Annotated in this window: 13 protein-coding genes and 1 tRNA gene; 8 read left to right on the top strand and 6 right to left on the bottom strand. The window is 67.1% G+C overall.

The features are described from left to right. Positions 1–4: 4 nt before the first annotated feature. From GXY15_02875 to GXY15_02900, 6 genes are all read left to right on the top strand, one after another. Positions 5–487 (top strand): cell division protein DedD, encoded by a 483-nt coding sequence (locus GXY15_02875; protein NLV40157.1) that lies wholly within the window; start codon positions 5–7, stop codon positions 485–487. Continuing rightward, complete coding sequence (locus tag GXY15_02880) at positions 465–1,454, top strand: metallophosphoesterase (protein NLV40158.1); 990 nt, start codon at positions 465–467, stop codon at positions 1,452–1,454. The genes GXY15_02875 and GXY15_02880 overlap by 23 nt, the downstream gene beginning before the upstream one ends. Before the next feature lie 55 nt (positions 1,455–1,509). Beyond that, positions 1,510–2,484, top strand: a complete 975-nt coding sequence (locus GXY15_02885; protein NLV40159.1) for a GTP-binding protein — start codon at positions 1,510–1,512, stop codon at positions 2,482–2,484. A 308-nt stretch (positions 2,485–2,792) separates the two neighbouring features. Beyond that, complete coding sequence (locus GXY15_02890; protein NLV40160.1) at positions 2,793–3,134, top strand: P-II family nitrogen regulator; 342 nt, start codon at positions 2,793–2,795, stop codon at positions 3,132–3,134. Positions 3,135–3,212: 78 nt separating this feature from the next. After that, positions 3,213–4,637, top strand: a complete 1,425-nt coding sequence (gene glnA / locus GXY15_02895; GenBank protein ID NLV40161.1) for a type I glutamate--ammonia ligase — start codon at positions 3,213–3,215, stop codon at positions 4,635–4,637. Positions 4,638–4,795: 158 nt separating this feature from the next. Beyond that, a tRNA-Ser gene (locus GXY15_02900) sits at positions 4,796–4,886 on the top strand. Between the two features lie 21 nt (positions 4,887–4,907). Here GXY15_02900 and GXY15_02905 read toward each other — a convergent pair. From GXY15_02905 to GXY15_02920, 4 genes are read right to left on the bottom strand one after another with little or no spacing between them, the layout of a single operon-like run. Next, positions 4,908–5,516, bottom strand: a complete 609-nt coding sequence (locus tag GXY15_02905) for a hypothetical protein (GenBank protein ID NLV40162.1) — start codon at positions 5,514–5,516, stop codon at positions 4,908–4,910. Next, on the bottom strand, positions 5,513–5,791 hold the full coding sequence (locus GXY15_02910) for a hypothetical protein (protein ID NLV40163.1): 279 nt from the start codon (positions 5,789–5,791) through the stop codon (positions 5,513–5,515). The genes GXY15_02905 and GXY15_02910 overlap by 4 nt, the downstream gene beginning before the upstream one ends. Positions 5,792–5,847: 56 nt before the next feature. After that, positions 5,848–6,264, bottom strand: a complete 417-nt coding sequence (locus tag GXY15_02915; GenBank protein NLV40164.1) for a hypothetical protein — start codon at positions 6,262–6,264, stop codon at positions 5,848–5,850. Next, a complete protein-coding gene (locus GXY15_02920) occupies positions 6,261–7,892 on the bottom strand; it encodes a sodium/solute symporter (GenBank protein NLV40165.1) in 1,632 nt (543 codons plus the stop codon). The genes GXY15_02915 and GXY15_02920 overlap by 4 nt, the downstream gene beginning before the upstream one ends. Before the next feature lie 129 nt (positions 7,893–8,021). On the opposite strand from GXY15_02920, the gene GXY15_02925 reads away from it, so the two are divergent. Next, the gene (locus GXY15_02925; GenBank protein ID NLV40166.1) at positions 8,022–9,320 is read left to right on the top strand and encodes a glycosyltransferase; all 1,299 of its coding nucleotides are present in this window, start codon (positions 8,022–8,024) and stop codon (positions 9,318–9,320) included. A gap of 173 nt (positions 9,321–9,493) precedes the next feature. On the opposite strand, the gene GXY15_02930 is transcribed toward GXY15_02925, so the two are convergent. Both GXY15_02930 and GXY15_02935 read right to left on the bottom strand, forming a co-directional pair. Next, positions 9,494–9,784, bottom strand: coding sequence for a nucleotidyltransferase family protein (locus GXY15_02930; GenBank protein ID NLV40167.1), 291 nt, complete (start codon positions 9,782–9,784; stop codon positions 9,494–9,496). 270 nt (positions 9,785–10,054) lie between these two features. Next, positions 10,055–12,139: a redoxin domain-containing protein gene (locus GXY15_02935; GenBank protein ID NLV40168.1), complete on the bottom strand. Its 2,085-nt coding sequence runs from the start codon at positions 12,137–12,139 to the stop codon at positions 10,055–10,057. Between the two features lie 542 nt (positions 12,140–12,681). Here GXY15_02935 and GXY15_02940 point away from each other — a divergent pair. Next, the gene (locus tag GXY15_02940) at positions 12,682–15,789 is read left to right on the top strand and encodes a hypothetical protein (GenBank protein ID NLV40169.1); all 3,108 of its coding nucleotides are present in this window, start codon (positions 12,682–12,684) and stop codon (positions 15,787–15,789) included. The last annotated feature ends 78 nt before the right edge of the window (positions 15,790–15,867 follow it).

A 15,867-nucleotide genomic window follows, 5' to 3' on the forward strand; every position in this document is an offset into this window, starting at 1 on the left:
CCCCATGGAACAGCCCTACCGCCGGCCCACCTGGGACGAGTATTTTATGGAGGTCGCGAACGCCATCGCCAAGCGTGCGACCTGCAACCGGGGGCGCAGTGGCTGCGTCATCGCGCGCGACCGCACGCTGCTCGTCACGGGCTATGTCGGCTCTCCCAAGGGATTCCCCCACTGCGACGACGTGGGCCACCAGATGAAGCAGGTGGTCCACGAGGACGGGGCGGTCACCGAGCACTGCGTGCGCACGGTCCACGCCGAGCAGAACGCCATTTGCCAGGCCGCCCGCCTCGGCATCGGCATCGAGGGCGCCACCCTCTACTGCCGCATGACCCCCTGCCGCGTCTGCGCCATGCTCATCATCAACTGCGGGATCAAGCGCGTGGTCTGCGAGCGCCGGTACCACGCCGGGGCCGAGTCGGAGGAGATGTTCCGCGTGGCCGGCGTCCAGCTCGAATACATGCACGATGAGCTCCAGCAGTACGAGTGACCCCGGGAAGAACTCCCCCGTCCCCCTGCCCCCGCTGTCGGCGCGACGGCCGGAAACCGCCCGCCGCCGCCGCAGGATGGAGGCCCGCTGGCGGATGCCGGGGGCGGACAACGAGCTCAGCCACAGCTCCTGGTTCCGCGCCCTGCAGATGTGGGGGCTCGAGGCCGCCCTCCGGGCGGCGGGGCTCTACCACCGCGGCCGGCGGAACGCCCTCGACATGCGGCTCGCCGAAATGGACCTGGCGCCGCCGCGCCTGCCCACCGCCCTCGACGGGCTGCGCGTCCTGCACGTGTCGGACCTCCACCTCGGCCGGTCGCTGCCCGGTTTCGCCGAAAACGCCCGGCGCCTGCTGGGCGGCGTGGAGACGGACCTATGCCTCCTCACGGGGGATTTCCGCTACGGGCACTTCGGGCCTTCGGACCGCGCGGCGGAGGACGTCTGCCGGGTCCTGTCCGGCGTGTGCGCGGCGGCCGGCTTCCATGCCGTCCTCGGAAACCACGACACACTCATCATTGGGGAAATGCTTGAGGCGCGGGGAATCCGCGTCCTGATGAACGAGGGTGCCCGTGTGGAAATGCGGGGAGAATCCGTCTGGCTCGCCGGCGTGGACGACCCCCACCTCCACCGGGCCGCAGATCTGACCGCAGCGCTGGAGGGGCGGCCCCCGGGCCTGTTCACCATCCTCCTCGCCCATTCGCCGGAATGCGTGGCCGGGGCCGCCCGCGCCGGGGTGGACCTCTACCTCTGCGGCCACACCCACGGCGGGCAGATCCGCCTGCCGTTCCTCGGCGGGGTCCACATCAACGTGCGCGAGGGCCGGCGGCAGGCCCTCGGCGTCTGGAGCGAGGGGGACATGTGCGGCCACACCAGCCCCGGGCTCGGCACCACGGACATGCCCGTGCGCTTCCGCTGCCCGCCCGAGGCAACCCTCATCACCCTGCGCGCCCGGCCCGGCACCGGAGGATAAACCGCCCCGCCCCCGCCGCATGGCATAATGGGGGCGTCCACCGGAGCGGCCGTCCATGCCTGAAACCCGTCCCCAGCGCGTGCCCGTCGCCGTCGTCACCGGATTCCTCGGCGCCGGCAAGTCAACCTTCCTCCTGCACCTCGCGCGCCGCCACCGCGGCCGCCGCATCGCCTGGGTCGTGAACGAGTTCTCCCGACTCGACGTGGACGGACCGTGGCTGCGGGGCGAGGGGCTGGAGGTCACCCCCGCGCCGGGGGGCAGCCTCTTCTGCGCCTGCCTGGCCTCCACCTTCCGGCGGGTCATGGGCGATCTGGCCGACCGCGCGGCGGAGGGTGCCCTCGATGGCATTGTGGTGGAGACCAGCGGGCTCACCCGCCCCGGCCCCGTGGACACCATGCTGGACGAGTTCGGCCTGGGGGACCGGCTGGCCGTCAGCTCCCTCACCACCATCGCCGACGCGGCCGCGCTTCCCCAAGTCTGCAAGGCGCTTGAGGCCGCCGCCCTGCAGATCGCCGCCAGCGACCACATCGTGCTGAACAAATGTGACACGGCCTCGGAAGAGCAGATTGCGCGCGCCCGCGCGCTGATCGCCCGCCTCGCCCCCGGCCGCCCCGTCCATCTCACCGCGCGCGCCGCCGCGGACTTGGACCCCCTGGTGCCGGTGCGCGGAGGCCGCGGCGCCCCGGGCGCCTGGGCCGCCGCCGCTGATGCGGGGGTCTCCGTGGTCTGCCTGGAGCGGACGGGAACGGTGGACGCCCACGCCCTGCTGTCCGCGCTGGAGACGGCGGGCCCCACCCTGCTGCGCGCCAAGGGCGTTGTGAACACCCTGGAGGGCGCTCTGAAAGTGGACTGGGACGGCGCGCGAATCGCCTGCCAGCCTCTGGACGTATTGCCCGAAACCCCGGGTCTGGTGCTGTTTCCCCGGCCTGGCCGGGAGGGCCCCGCACAGAACCTGCTCCGGCGGCTGCACCGGGGGGAGTTTGACCCGGCGGCGGGGGGGGGCACCACGGAACGTCCTGCGAACCGGTAAGGTTCCGCTGAGAATCCCACCATTTTGTAGGAACCGGCATCCGGCACTTCTTCCGGCTTTTCGGGAGCCCCCTCTTCCCTCCCCCGCCCCACCCTCCTCCATCCCCATGTTTTGCAGGGGGTTGTGCTGCCCCTCTTTTGGGGGAGGCGGCACTGCGGGCGGCGCACCTCCCGCAGTCGGCTTCTGGCACGGAATCTGCTCCCCGGAGGGGGAACGGCTTGCCGCCCCTCCCCGGCACGTCTTTGGTAGAGTGGGGCCGGGGAAAGTCCCCAGTGCATGACCGTATCCATGAAAAGGAGCGCAGCAACATGAAGAAAGTCGAAGCGATCATCAAGCCGTTCAAACTGGAGGAGGTCAAGGAGGCTCTGGCCCGCGTGGGCATCCAGGGACTCACGGTTTCCGAAGTCAAGGGCTTCGGGCGCCAGAAGGGCCACAAGGAGCTCTACCGCGGCGCGGAGTACGTGGTGGAGTTCCTCCCGAAGGTGAAGCTGGAGGTGGTCGCCGCGGACGACCAGGTGGAGGGGGTGGTCAAGGCCATCCTGGAATCCGCGTCCACCGGCCGCATCGGCGACGGGAAAATCTTCGTGGCCCCGGTGGAGAACGCCATCCGCATCCGCACCGGGGAGACGGGCGACGTTGTGCTGAAGTAGGGCAAGAGCGGGGCGGCGCGGCAGTTCCGCGCCCCACCGATAGGGCGTTTTTCTGTCAAGGAAGCAAAGGAAAAGACCATGCACAAAGACTACACCCCAAAAGACGTGATGGACCTGATCAAGCAGAAGGGCATCCAGTTCATTGACCTGCGGTTCATGGACTTCCCCGGCCTGCAGCAGCACATGACCTTTCCGGTCTCCGTGTTCAAGGAGGAGCTCTTCGAGGAGGGCCTGGGCTTCGACGGGTCCAGCATCCGCGGATGGCAGGCCATCAACGAGAGCGACATGCTGGTGCTGCCGGACCCGCGGACGGCGACCATGGACCCCTTCTCCACCCTGCCGACGCTGATCCTCTACTGCAACATCCTGGACCCGATCACCAAGGAGCGCTACACGCGCGACCCGCGCAACATCGCCATGAAGGCGGAGAACTACCTGCTTTCCACGGGCATCGCGGACACCTGCTTCGTCGGCCCCGAGGCCGAGTTCTTCATCTTCGACGACCTCCGCTACGGCCAGGGCCCGCAGAGCGGGTTCTACTACATTGACAGCGCCGAGGCCATCTGGAACAGCGGCCGCGAGGAGAAGCCAAACCTCGGCTACAAGCTGCGCCACAAGGAGGGGTACTTCCCCCTGCCCCCGTCGGACAGCCAGCACAACCTGCGCCAGGAGATGTCCGCCGTCATGCTCGAGGCGGGGCTCGGCGTCGAGTGCCACCACCACGAGGTGGCCACCGCCGGCCAGGCCGAGATTGACCTGCGCTTCTCCCCCCTCACCAACATGGCCGACCAGCTCACCCTCTTCAAGTACATCATCAAGAACGTGGCCCGGCGGAACAACAAGGTCGTGACCTTCATGCCCAAGCCCATGTTCGGCGACAACGGCTCCGGCATGCACTGCCACCTTTCCCTGTGGAAGGAGGGCGTGCCCCTCTTCGCGGGCAACAAGTACGCCGGGCTCAGCCAGGAGGCCCTGTGGTTCATCGGCGGCCTGCTCAAGCACTGCGAGGCGCTCGTGGCCATCACCAACCCCACCACCAACAGCTTCCGCCGCCTGGTGCCGGGCTACGAGGCCCCGGTGAACATCGCCTACTCGGCCCGCAACCGCAGCGCCTGCGCCCGCATCCCCATGTATTCGCCCAGCCCCAAGGCCAAGCGCGTCGAGTTCCGCGTGCCCGACCCCTCCTGCAACCCCTACATGGCCTTCTCCGCCCTCCTCATGGCGGGCCTCGACGGCATCCAGAACCGCATTGACCCGGGCGAGCCGATGGACAAGGACCTCTACGACCTGCCGCCGGAGGAGAAGGCCCTGATCCCGCAGGTGCCCGGCAGTCTGGGCGACGCCCTCATCGCCCTGGAAAAGGACCACGAGTTCCTCCTCAAGGGCGATGTCTTCACCGCCGACTCGCTGGACACGTGGATCAGCTACAAGCGGGTGAACGAGGTCGAGGCGGTCAACCTGAGGCCGCACCCCTACGAGTTCCACCTCTATTCCGACATCTGAGTCTTCCTTCCCCCTTGCCTTGGGCGGGAACGTTCCCCGGGACCGTTCCCGCCCCTCTTTGCGGGGGGAAGACCGTCTTCAAGCGCAACGAAACCCCGCACGGCGCTTGCGCGCCGCCGGGCGGCCATGCTACTATGCTGACGCGCCCAGCGCACTGCGGAGAGGTGACCGAGTGGCCGAAGGTGGCGCCCTGCTAAGGCGTTGTACCCCAAAAGGGTACCGTGGGTTCAAATCCCACCCTCTCCGCCAGTTTTCCTTTCCCCTACCCCCCTACCCGCCCGGACCGGCGCCTTCCTGCAACCGCCGGCGGCGGTCCACCAGCGCGTTCAGCACCGACTGCCTGACCTGGCCCCCGCAGGGGTTCCCCGTGTAGGCGTCCATCAGTTTGACGCCCACCCGGCCGCCGGAAGCCCGGTGGTAGTAGACCCAGTACGGCGCATGGAAGAGAAGCACCTGCGACGTTTCGCGGATGTGCGGCTTCGCCAGCTGGCCGCGCCGGCGCATGATCATCTGGAAAAGCCCCTTGCGGGCAAGCTCCTCCGCCTGCTCCTCCATAATCAGGGGGGGAAAGCTGTCGCCCGGGGGGGCCTCCGCCCGCAGGGCCTCCTTGCGCTCGCTGAGAACGAGAAACCCGGTCCACGCGTCCACGCACACCCCCACCATGCCGGTTTCCCCGCGCAGTTCGGTGACAAACTCCACCATCCAGCAGGGCATCCACAGGCATTCGAGGCGGGGAAGGGTTCTGGTGCCGGGAACGGGCGAGGCCGCGGGGGGCTTGGCGCGGCCCAGCAGGCCGAACAGACGGTACCACCGGGGCCGGGTGAAATGGCGGACGGCGTCTTCCCGGAAATACCGCGGCGGTAGGTGGAAGCCGGTCACGGGCGTTTCAGCAGCCCCTTCTGGATGGCCAGCCCGTAGAAGATGGAGCCCGCCCCCATGCCGACTAGGCTCAGCCCCGCGATCATGTTCACCAGCGCCGCGCGCATGAGTCCCCCGTGGACGGCATACCAGGTGCCGAAGATGACCGGCAGGCCGAGGAGCACCAGGAATGCCCCCAGCAGGACGTACAGCTCCGCGTCCCGGCGCTTGAGGTTGTCGCCCGTGTTCTTGGTGCTGTCAATCCGGTGCATGTCACCGTGTTTTTCGTCGCTCATGTCTCGAAAACTCCCGAAGGCGTCCGCGGGGCGCGCCATGCGCGGTCAGGACGGTTTCACATGAAGTAAATGTACACGAACAGGTGGGGCAGCATGGAGGCGATGGTCCACAGCCGGAGATCGGTCCAGAGGGCCTTGTTCTCGCGGCCGCTGTTGAGCATCTCCGGCTTGATGAGGAAGCACACCCACACCATGGTGCCGACAAACAGCGCCAGGGCGAAAATCTGCGCCCACGGCTGGTAAACCGTGGCGAGAAACCGGTTGACCGGCAGGAACACCGGCTTGACCACGGGCTCGAAAACGCCCCCGAACCAGTCCAGAAAGGCCAGCCAGCCCTCCACGATGGCGTTGGACACGGCGACCACTGTCCCTAAGAATCCGCCCTTCTCCGCCGCCTCCGTCAGCACCGATGTGTCGCCCTTGGCCTGGGCCGCCACCGATGAGAGGACCGCTGTCACGTCCAGTGTGGTCATTGCGACACCCTTTCTTCCAGCGCGGCCTGGGTTTCCGTGTCCTTCAGGACGGAACCCCACACCAGCCCGCGTATCTTGTCCTCAGGCTCCGGAGGCGTCAGCAGGCTGACCACCACCGTGACCACCATGGCAAAAACGAAGGAGAACATGGCGACGTACAGGAAGGGGTCCTCCGAGGGGAAGAGCCCCGGAACGCACCAGAGAATGAAGCAGAAGAACACGCCGGTGATGAGGCCCGTGAGCGCCCCCCAGCGGTTTGCCCGCTTCCACAGGATGCCGAGCAGCAGGATGGCCAGGGTCGGCCCCTGGAACAGCGACAGGATGGTCTGGATGAAGTTGTAGAGGCCGCCCACGCGGGCGAACTGCGGGGCGAGCACCGCGCTCGCGATGATGAGGAACGCGGTGAAGCCGCGGCCCCAGTTGAGCGCCTGCCGCTCGTTGAGCGGCTTGCCGCCCAGCAGCACCTTGGACCGGTTGAAGATGTCCGTCACAAAGATGGTGGACGCGGAGCTCAGGGTGCCCGAGATGCTGGACATGAGCGCCGCGAAGAGCCCCGCGAACATCAGGCCCTGAAGGCCCGGCGGCAGCATGAGCCGCATCATCGTCGGCACCACCTTGTCCTGCTCCTTCAGCATGGGCATCACGCCCGCCGCCGTCTCAATGTGCTCCACCATCTCGGCGGGCACCACCGACGGGTCGGCCTTGATCACGTTGGGCAGGTAAATCAGGGCGCACAGCCCCGGCAGCGCCACCATCAGGGGGATGAAGGACTTCAGGAAGCCGCCCAGCAGCATGCCGGCCTTGGCGTCCCACTCGGTCCGCGCGCCGAGCGTGCGGTGGACGATGGCCTGGTTTCCGCTCATGTAGGCGACGGCCATCACCACGCCCAGCCCGAACACGATGCCGGACCAGGGGAAGGCCGAGTGGTCGTTGGGAAGCAGGATGGTGAAGTGGTTGGCGAACTGGTCGCCCATGGCCGCGACGCCCTCGCGCAGGCTGCCCCAGCCGCCGACCTCCCACAGGCTCAGGGCCAGCAGCGACAGGCCGCCCACATACATGACCACCAGCTGCACCACGTCGGTCATCACCACCGCCGACAGGCCGCCGGAGAAGGTGTAGAAGCCCGTGATGAGGGCCATGGCCCACACGGTCACCATCGGGTCGTAGCCCAGCACAGTCCGCACCAAGTCGTCCGCCGTGGTCCACAGCATCATGACCAGCGAGATCAGCATGACCATGATCCAGATGCCCGCGTTGATGAGCTGCACGCCCGCGTTGTAGCGCCGCCCCAGGAACTCCGGGATTGTGAACACGCCGGAGCGCCAGAAATAGGGCACGAAGATGAACGCGGCGAAGACCATCGCGGGCATGGAGCCCAGCCAGTCGAAATTGGCCGCCGAAATGCCGTAGGTGTACGCGTTGCCCGCCACCCCCACGAAGTCCGTCGCCCCGATGTCGCTCACCACGATGGAGAAGCCGATGGCCCAGAAGGGAAGCGCCTTCCCCGCGAGGAAGAAGTCCCCGGCGTTGTCAATGTACTTGGTGGTGTACAGGCCGATGACGAAGCAGCCCACCATGTACACGGCGATGATGGTGAAGTCTATCCAGTGGAGGTGTACAAATTGCATCCGTCTCTCCCTGTAAAAGGCCGGAAAACGCCCCGCGCGCGCCGGAGTTGCGCTGAGTGCGCCATTATGCCAGAATCTGGGGACCGGCACAACCTGACCCCGCCGGACACCAGGAAAGCCGCACAGGACATGATCGTCTCGCTCGCCCCCGAAACGCTGGACCTGAGCGTGGTCCTCCCCTGCCTCAACGAGGCCGAAAACCTGCGCGTCCTCCTGCCGGACCTGCGCCGCGCGCTCGACAGTCTCGGCGTGTCCTGGGAAATCCTCGTGGTGGACGGCGACTCCGCCGACGACACACCCGAAGTCGCGCGCGCGGAGGGCGTCCGGTATGTCCGCGAGGAAACCAAAGGCTACGGCGCGGCCATCATGCGCGGCTTTCACGAGGCCGGGGGCCTCCATGTGCTCACCATGGACGCGGACCTCTCCCACCCCGCGCGGTTCATCTCGGACCTCTGGGCCGCCCGCGACACCGCCGACCTGGTCATCGCGTCGCGCTATGTCCCCGGCGGCGGCGCGGACCAGCCCGCGTTCCGCCTCTTCCTCAGCCGCGTGATCAACGCCTTCTTCGGGAGGGGACTCTCCCTGCCCGCCCGGGACCTCTCCAGCGGCTTCCGCATCTACCGCAGGGCCGTCCTGCGCGGCATGGCGGTGGAGCACGCGAACTTCGCCGTGCTCATGGAGATCCTGCTCAAAATCCTCGCGGGCGGCGGAAGCGCGGCCGAGATCCCCTTCCACTACGAGCCGCGCGTGCAGGGGCAGTCCCACGCCCGCGTGTTCGCCTTCGGCCTGGAGTACCTGCGCCTCTTCCGCCGCATGTGGCGGCTCCGCAACAGCATTGACTTCCCCGACTACGACTGGCGCGCCCACGACAGCCGCATCTGGTTCCAGCGCTACTGGCAGCGCAAACGCCACGAAATCATCCTGCGCTTCGCGCCAAAAGAGGGCCGCGTCGCCGACATCGGCTGCGGCAGCAGCCGCATCCTCGCCGACCTCCCCCACGCCATAGGCGTGGACCTCCGCCGCGACAAGCTCCGCTTCATGCGACGCGTCCACGGCCCCCTGGTCCAGGGCGACGGCATGCGCCTGCCCTTCGCCGGTGCCTCCCTCGACGGCGTCATCTCCTCCGAAATCATCGAGCACATCCCCGACGAGGGCGGACGCCACATTGACGAGCTCCTGCGCGTGCTGCGGCCCGGCGGCATCCTCGTCCTCGGCACCCCCGACTACGGCGGATGGCAGTGGCCCCTCATCGAGTGGTTCTACGGGAAGGCCGCCCCCGGCGCCTACGCCCACGAGCACGTCACCCGCTACACCCGCGAGCGCCTCCGCGAGGCCCTCAAAGAGCGCGGCTGCGAACTCCTCGACGAGGACGCCATCTGCCGCGCCGAACTCATCCTGAAGGCCAGAAAGGCCGGCGGCCACGACTGACCCCCGCCTTGACACCCATCAAGCGCCCCCCACGGAAAAAGCCTTCTCTCATCGGTGTTCATCCCTGTTCATCGGTGGTTGCCTCTCCGAAATGGGAACCACCGATGAACAGGGATGAACACCGATAGCATGAGGCCATTCCAAGGCTCAGGCACGGCTGCCGCGCAGAGAGTTCAAACGGAAACCATCTCCCGTTCGATGTGGGGGCGCAACTCAGACCGGAGGGCCTTCTCTGTGACCAGGTCCACCGAACACCCCAGCAGATCCTCGAGATAGAACTGGACCCCGAAATACCGGCCGGACGTGGCGGGGCCGTCAAAGGCCACCAGAACATCCACATCACTCCCGGGACCCGCCGAATCCCGCACCGTGGAGCCGAACAGGGCCAGCCGGATGACACCAAAACGGGCCGCAAGCGCGGGCTTGCTGCGGGAAAGCAATTCCAATGTCTCTTCTCGCCTCATGGCCGTATCCAGTTCCTTTCGCCGCTGCGGGACGTGACAACCTTGCCCCGCACTACGGAACCACGCCCATGAGACTAAACAACGGCCGAGGCGAAAATCAACGCCCCACGGGAATAGCCTCTTCTTATCGGTGCTCATTTCTGTTCATCGGTGGTTGCTATTCCGGAAAAGGAACCACCGATGAACGGGGATGAACACCGATGGGGGCGGATCGGACCCCGACAGGCCAAACCGTTATTTCGAAGCGTCACTCCTTTCGTTTCCGACCCGCTAGAATTGGCTGTCAACAAGCACCACTTTCTCCCGCAAGCGCGCGAGCCCTTCCGGGCTGATGGCCGGACTTTCGAGAAAGTACAGCTTCTCCAGGGCGGGCATGGCAAAAAAGAGGGGCACGGCGCTGTCTGTCAGTTTCCCGGCGCGCACGGACAGGAACTTCAGCTTTGGAAGCGTGGCAAGCAGTTTCAACTCCTCGTCCGTGACAGGCCTGAGATTGTGTATCCTGAGAATCTCCAGTTGTGGAAACTTGGCCAGCGCCTCAATTCCCGCATTTGAAAGCCGGCCATAACCGAAGGAAAGGCGGCGCATGCGCTGGAGGCGGGCCAGCAACGGAATAAGCCTGTCCAAGTCTGCAGAGGGGCTGGCATTGAAGCTGGCAAAGGAGAATGCCAAAGAGACGATCTGGGGAAACCGCGCGAGATATTCGACATCGTCGCGCGTGAAGCTTTCGCGGAGAAACATGATGCGGAGGGTTATGTCCGGGCGGTCCAGAAAGGGGGCCAGCATCTCCACCTTCCCCTCTTGATACCTGCGGTCGCTCATGACAATCTCCACCTCCTTCAATCCGGGAATGCCGGGCAGGGAAGCAAGGTTGTTCGGAGGAGAGTTGAGGGAAACGAATTCCAGCGAGGGCGGCCAGGAGCAAAGGGACAGTTCCTCTTCGGACACGCGCCAGTCAACATACAGCTCTCGCAGTGTCTTCAGGCCGCTGAGCCCCTGCGCCAGGGTCTGCCGGAGGAATGCGGTGTGCACCGCCCTCAGATTCGGCATTCGTTGTGCCATGGCCACCGTCTCCGCCGACCAGCTGTCAGGATCGCCGCTGCTTCCCACGCGGTGCTCCAGTCTGTCTATTCTGGAAAAGAGCCGCCGGACGCCGGGGTCTTCCGGGTCATAAACCGGATGAAGGGCCGGCTGAAGCACCAGTTCGATATCCGGGGGGATTTCAATCTCCCCTTTCGCCACGCCCAACCTGCTGGGCTCGCGATACGGCAGTCCCCAGTCAAGGGCATTTCGGCCGGGTGTCCAGGCTTCCAGCAGGCCAATGGAGGTGTCCATGGGCAGCGAGATGATCTCCCCCGGCGGCGTGTGGCCGCTCTCCCACGGGGCGCTCTCCGCATCCCCCTCGGCGATCGCCGCCCGGCAGTCATCCACCAGCCCGGCCCCCCTTAGGTTCCGTGTCTGAATGTTTCCATCAGGACGAACCACCGTGGTGGAGGGAAGCGTGTTTATGTGGTAGAGATTTTTCGCAAACTGGGAGTCCGGTTTCTCCGCCAGGACCACGGGCCACGGAAAGTCCTCCCCCCCCATGAAGGCGCTGATCTCCTCCGCCGTATCCCCCAGGTTTACCGAGATGACTTGAGGCGTCCCGCCCTCCGGAGCGCCGGTGATCCACTCCTTGAGGGCGCACATCTCCCCAAAGGACGCCGGGCACGACGCGGACCAGAAATGCAGCACCACCCATTGTCCCCTGTGCCGGGAGAGCCGGAAGACACCCCCTTCCAGCGTTGAAAAGGAAAAACCGCCTGCGGAAAACTTCCTGGAGAATGTCGCCCGATGGGGCAGGATGTCCCCCAAATCAATCGTCTCCCCAGACGCCCCCTCCGGAACAGAAACCTTGAACAACATCTGTCCCGCGCCATACCTCGAGTCTGAGGTGCCGACGTAAAGGTCAATATGGGCGGAATATTCTCCGGGAAGCACGTCGGGTATTCGGAATGTTCGGTCCTTTTCGAAAGGAACCAGATAACACCCCCGCTGAGCTCCGCCGCCGATGGAATCAAGGTCGAACTCCGCGGCATGCCAGGCCGGAGGACAACACTCAGGAACCACGATGCGGCCCCTGACCACAGCACCGCCTCCCAAGGTGACCGTGGCGGTCTCCCCTTCCCGAAGCTCAACGAATGCCATCGGAGCCGTGACGGGGCCGACCTTTCCGCATTCCACGCCGCGGCGCGGCGGACGCAGCACACGGCCCAGCCGGTACTTGCCCGGGGGAAGGTCCGAAAACAGGAAGCGTCCGTCGGCGTCCGTGACCACCTCACGCTCGAACAATCCCCTTCCAAACCCGTTAAGACCCATCTTGCCCCCGGCAAAAGGACGGCCCTCCAGGGTGATCGTGCCTTCAATGCGCCCCACCGCCCCTCCGGGATCGGAAACAACGGGCTGCGCCACGACGGCAAGGCCCCAGGCAACGCACACTCCAACGATCGCCAGAAGCCTTGTCATGTGCCTCCCTCCTGTGGCGGGACCGGCCTCGCCCCATCCCGAGCCTTCCGGGACTGAGGCTGCGGATCCTGTTTTCAGTGTAGCAGACTCCCCCACCGCGACACAGGGTTTCGCCGGAGGACGCGATCCTGCGGCCAAGATTCAACCGCCCTCTCCCCTATCGGTGTTCATCCCCGTTCATCGGTGGTTGCTATTCCGGAGAAGGAACCACCGATGAACGGGGATGAACACCGGTGGGGAAGACAAAGAAAGGGGCGCAGACAGGCCGCGCCCGCCCCCCGGCCCCTGCCTCCGCGTCCCCGTTTCTTGCATCGTGAACCGGGGGCATATTACACTCTTGTCCGGTGCATTTGGGGGCCGGAGCCGGCCCCGCCCAACCAGGGAACCCCTCCCCCATGAACAAGTTGAATATCGCGCTGTCGCTTAACGGCAAATGGATGCTGGCCGCGGACCCCGATGACCGGGGCGTCCGGGACCGGTGGTTTCAGGAAGGGCCGCCGGACGGCGCGATGGAGGCGGAGGTCCCGTCGGTGTGGGACCGGTGGCTGCCGGATTACGGCGGGGTTGCGTGGTATTTCACGTCCTTTTCCCTTGACGACACCTGGACGGGGCGGCGTGTCTCCCTGCGTTTTGAGGCGGTGGACGCCGCGGCGGGGGTGTGGGTGAACAGCGCGCACGCGGGGGACCATGAATGCGCTTTCTCCCCCTTCTTCTTGGACGTCACGGGCCAGGTCCTCCCCGGGGAAAACCGGGTGGCGGTGCGGGTTGCGGCGGGCGCGGGGCGCGCCGGGGGGCTCTGGGGCGGGGTGGCGCTGGAGGGCACCGCGCATGCGTGTCTCTCCGATGTGTTCGTCCTGCCGGACCCGCAGCGCGGGTGTGTCCATGTGCTGACGGAGGCCGTGGCGGAGCCCGGCATGGAGGTGCGGCTGTCCATCGAGGGCACGCCCGGCGCCGCCGTGGGCAGGCCCGGCACGATGCGGCTGGACTTCCCGGATTTCAAACCCTGGTCGCCGGAGCATCCGCGGCTGCACCGCCTGCGCGCGGAGCTGCTGGGGCCGGACGGCCCGGTCCATGCGAAAACCGTGCGCTTCGGCATGCGCGACTTCACGGTGAAGGAAAACCGCTTCTTCCTGAACAACCGCCCGGTCCATGTCAAGGCCGTGCTGCATCAGCCTGACTCCCTGCGGCTGCCCGCGGGGCCGGAGGGCCGGGAACGCGCCCGCCGGGACATCCACCTGGCGAAGGAGGCGGGGTTCAACCTGCTGCGCCTGCGCCAATGGCCCGCGCCGACGGTGCTGCTGGAGATGGCGGACGAGATGGGCATCCTTATTTGCGAGGACATCCCCCTGGGCGCGGAGACGGTGCGCGGAACGGTCCTGCGCGACCGCAACCACCCGTCGGTCGTCGTCTGGGGCGTTTCCAGCGGCGCGGAGGACGGGGACGACCTGTGCCTGCTGGCACGGGAGCTGGACCCGACGCGCCTGATCCTGTCGGGAGCGGGCGCGGCGCGGATACTGCGGCCCCGGTCGGGGGACTTTCAGGAGGTGGACGCCCCCCGCATTTCCCAGCGCGGCCCCGTGGACCTGGACATTGAGAACTATTTTCGCCACATCGGCGACCCGGCCCTGCCGGTTTTCGTGTCAGAGTTCGGCTTTGGCGGGTGCGAGGACCTTCCCGACACGCTCCGCCAGTATGGGGAGCACCCCGGGTACTTTCACGACGCCCGCCTCCTCACCGAAGTGCTGGAGGCCGTCACCCCGGGGTTCAACGAGCGCGGGCTGGACCATCTTTTCGGGGATTTCTCCGGCCTCGCCCGGGCGATGCAGGAGCTTCAGTGCGATGCGGCGCGGCTGCAGCTGGACGCCCTGCGCGCCAACCCGAAGGTCGCGGGCTACTGCTTTGAGCGGCTTGCCGACGGGGGTGACGGATTCTGCGCGGGCATCGCGGACCGCTGGCGGCGGGAGAAGCCGGCGCTGCGCGCGCTGGCGGAGGCGCAGCAGCCGCTCCGCCCGATCATCCAGATTCCCGAGACCAACCTGTCCCCCCGCCAGGAGGTGCCGGTGACGGTGCTGCTGGCGAACGAGGACCGCGTCGAGGGTCCCGGGGAGCTTTCGCTCCAGCTCACCGGTCCGACCGGGCAGATGCTCTGGAAGAAGCGGCGCACCCTGCCGAAAATCCCGAAGCACGGGCGCGACCTCTGGGAGGGGGCCATCTCGGCGTCGGGCTCCCCCGGCCCGCACCGGTTCACCGTGCGCCTGCTGCGCAACGGCCAGATCGCCGCGTCGGCGGACGCGGACCTCTACGTCGTGGAACCCGCCCCGCCGCGCGAACAGACCATCCACCTGCTCGACCCGCACGACGAGTGGACCGGCCGCTTTTCCGGACTGGCCGCCGAGGGCAACCTGCTGGCCCCCGTCCACATCGTCCCCCCGCTGGCGAACACGATCCGGGCCTACCCGGACAACGACCTGGCCCAGGTGCTCGCGCAGGTGCGCGGCGGCGCCGTGGCCGTCTTCTTTGGCCCGCCGGACGACTGGAACGACCTGGCCGCCCAAATTCCCGGCGGCGCGGACCTGACGGCCACGCCCGGGGACGCCACGGGGGGGGCCTTCCCCGCCGTCCATTACGCCAAGGTGCACCCCGCCTTTGACAAGCTCCCCTCGCGCGGGCTCCTGCGCCAGCCCTACCGGAACCTTGTCCCCCAGAAGACCTTCGCCGAGGCCGGGGAGGAGGACATCTGCGGCAGCTTCAACACCCGGCCCGCCGGGGACGCGTGGTGGGGCACCGGCATCCTCGTGCGGCGCTACGGCGCGGGGCGCCTGGTTTTCACCCATCTCCGGGTGCTGGAGCATCTGGGGGCGGACCCGGCGGCGGACCGCCTCTTCTCGAACCTGATCGCCCATTTCACGCGGCGGTCCGTGCCGCCGCAGCAGCCGCTTCCCCCGGAGCAGCGGCTGGTGGAGTGGATGCGCCGGGAGCGCCTGAACACGCTGCGGCGCTGGATGGTCATCGGCGAATTCCCCAACTGGAACCGGAACGCGGGCCTTCACACCGCCTATCCCCCCGAAACGGCGCAGGACTTCGACGCTGTCTACCCCGGCTGGTACCGGGCCGTCCGCTGGGCGCGGTGGCACTCCTCCGCCACTGCGGGCCATCTGGTGGATTTCCAGACCGCGTTCTCGCCGGTCTTCTCCCGGTCCCCCAAGGACGACCGGGCCGTCGGCTACGCCTTCGCGGAGTTCGTTGGCGAGCGCCGCCAGGGCGCGCGCATGGTGCTGGGCATCCGGAACGCCATGAAGGTGTGGCTCAACGGGGAGCTGGTCTTCGAAACGGACCGGCAGGTTCCCGGCGGAGAGACGGACACCGAGACGGTGGAGGTGCGGGTGCGCCAGGGCAAGAACACCCTGCTGGTGAAGTGCGCCAAGGTCCCGGGCCCCTTCGGGTTCTCCCTGGACCTGGAGCGCTCAGGCACGGCCCCCCTAGCCATCCAGTGGTGGCGGTAGGCCCCGAAGCCCCGCACTGGTTGGCCGGGTCCACCAAGTCCACAGCGTCCACCCCGTCCACTTTCTTCTTATAGACCG

The organism is Candidatus Hydrogenedentota bacterium, assembly GCA_012730045.1.
GTDB lineage: Bacteria > Hydrogenedentota > Hydrogenedentia > Hydrogenedentales > CAITNO01 > JAAYBR01.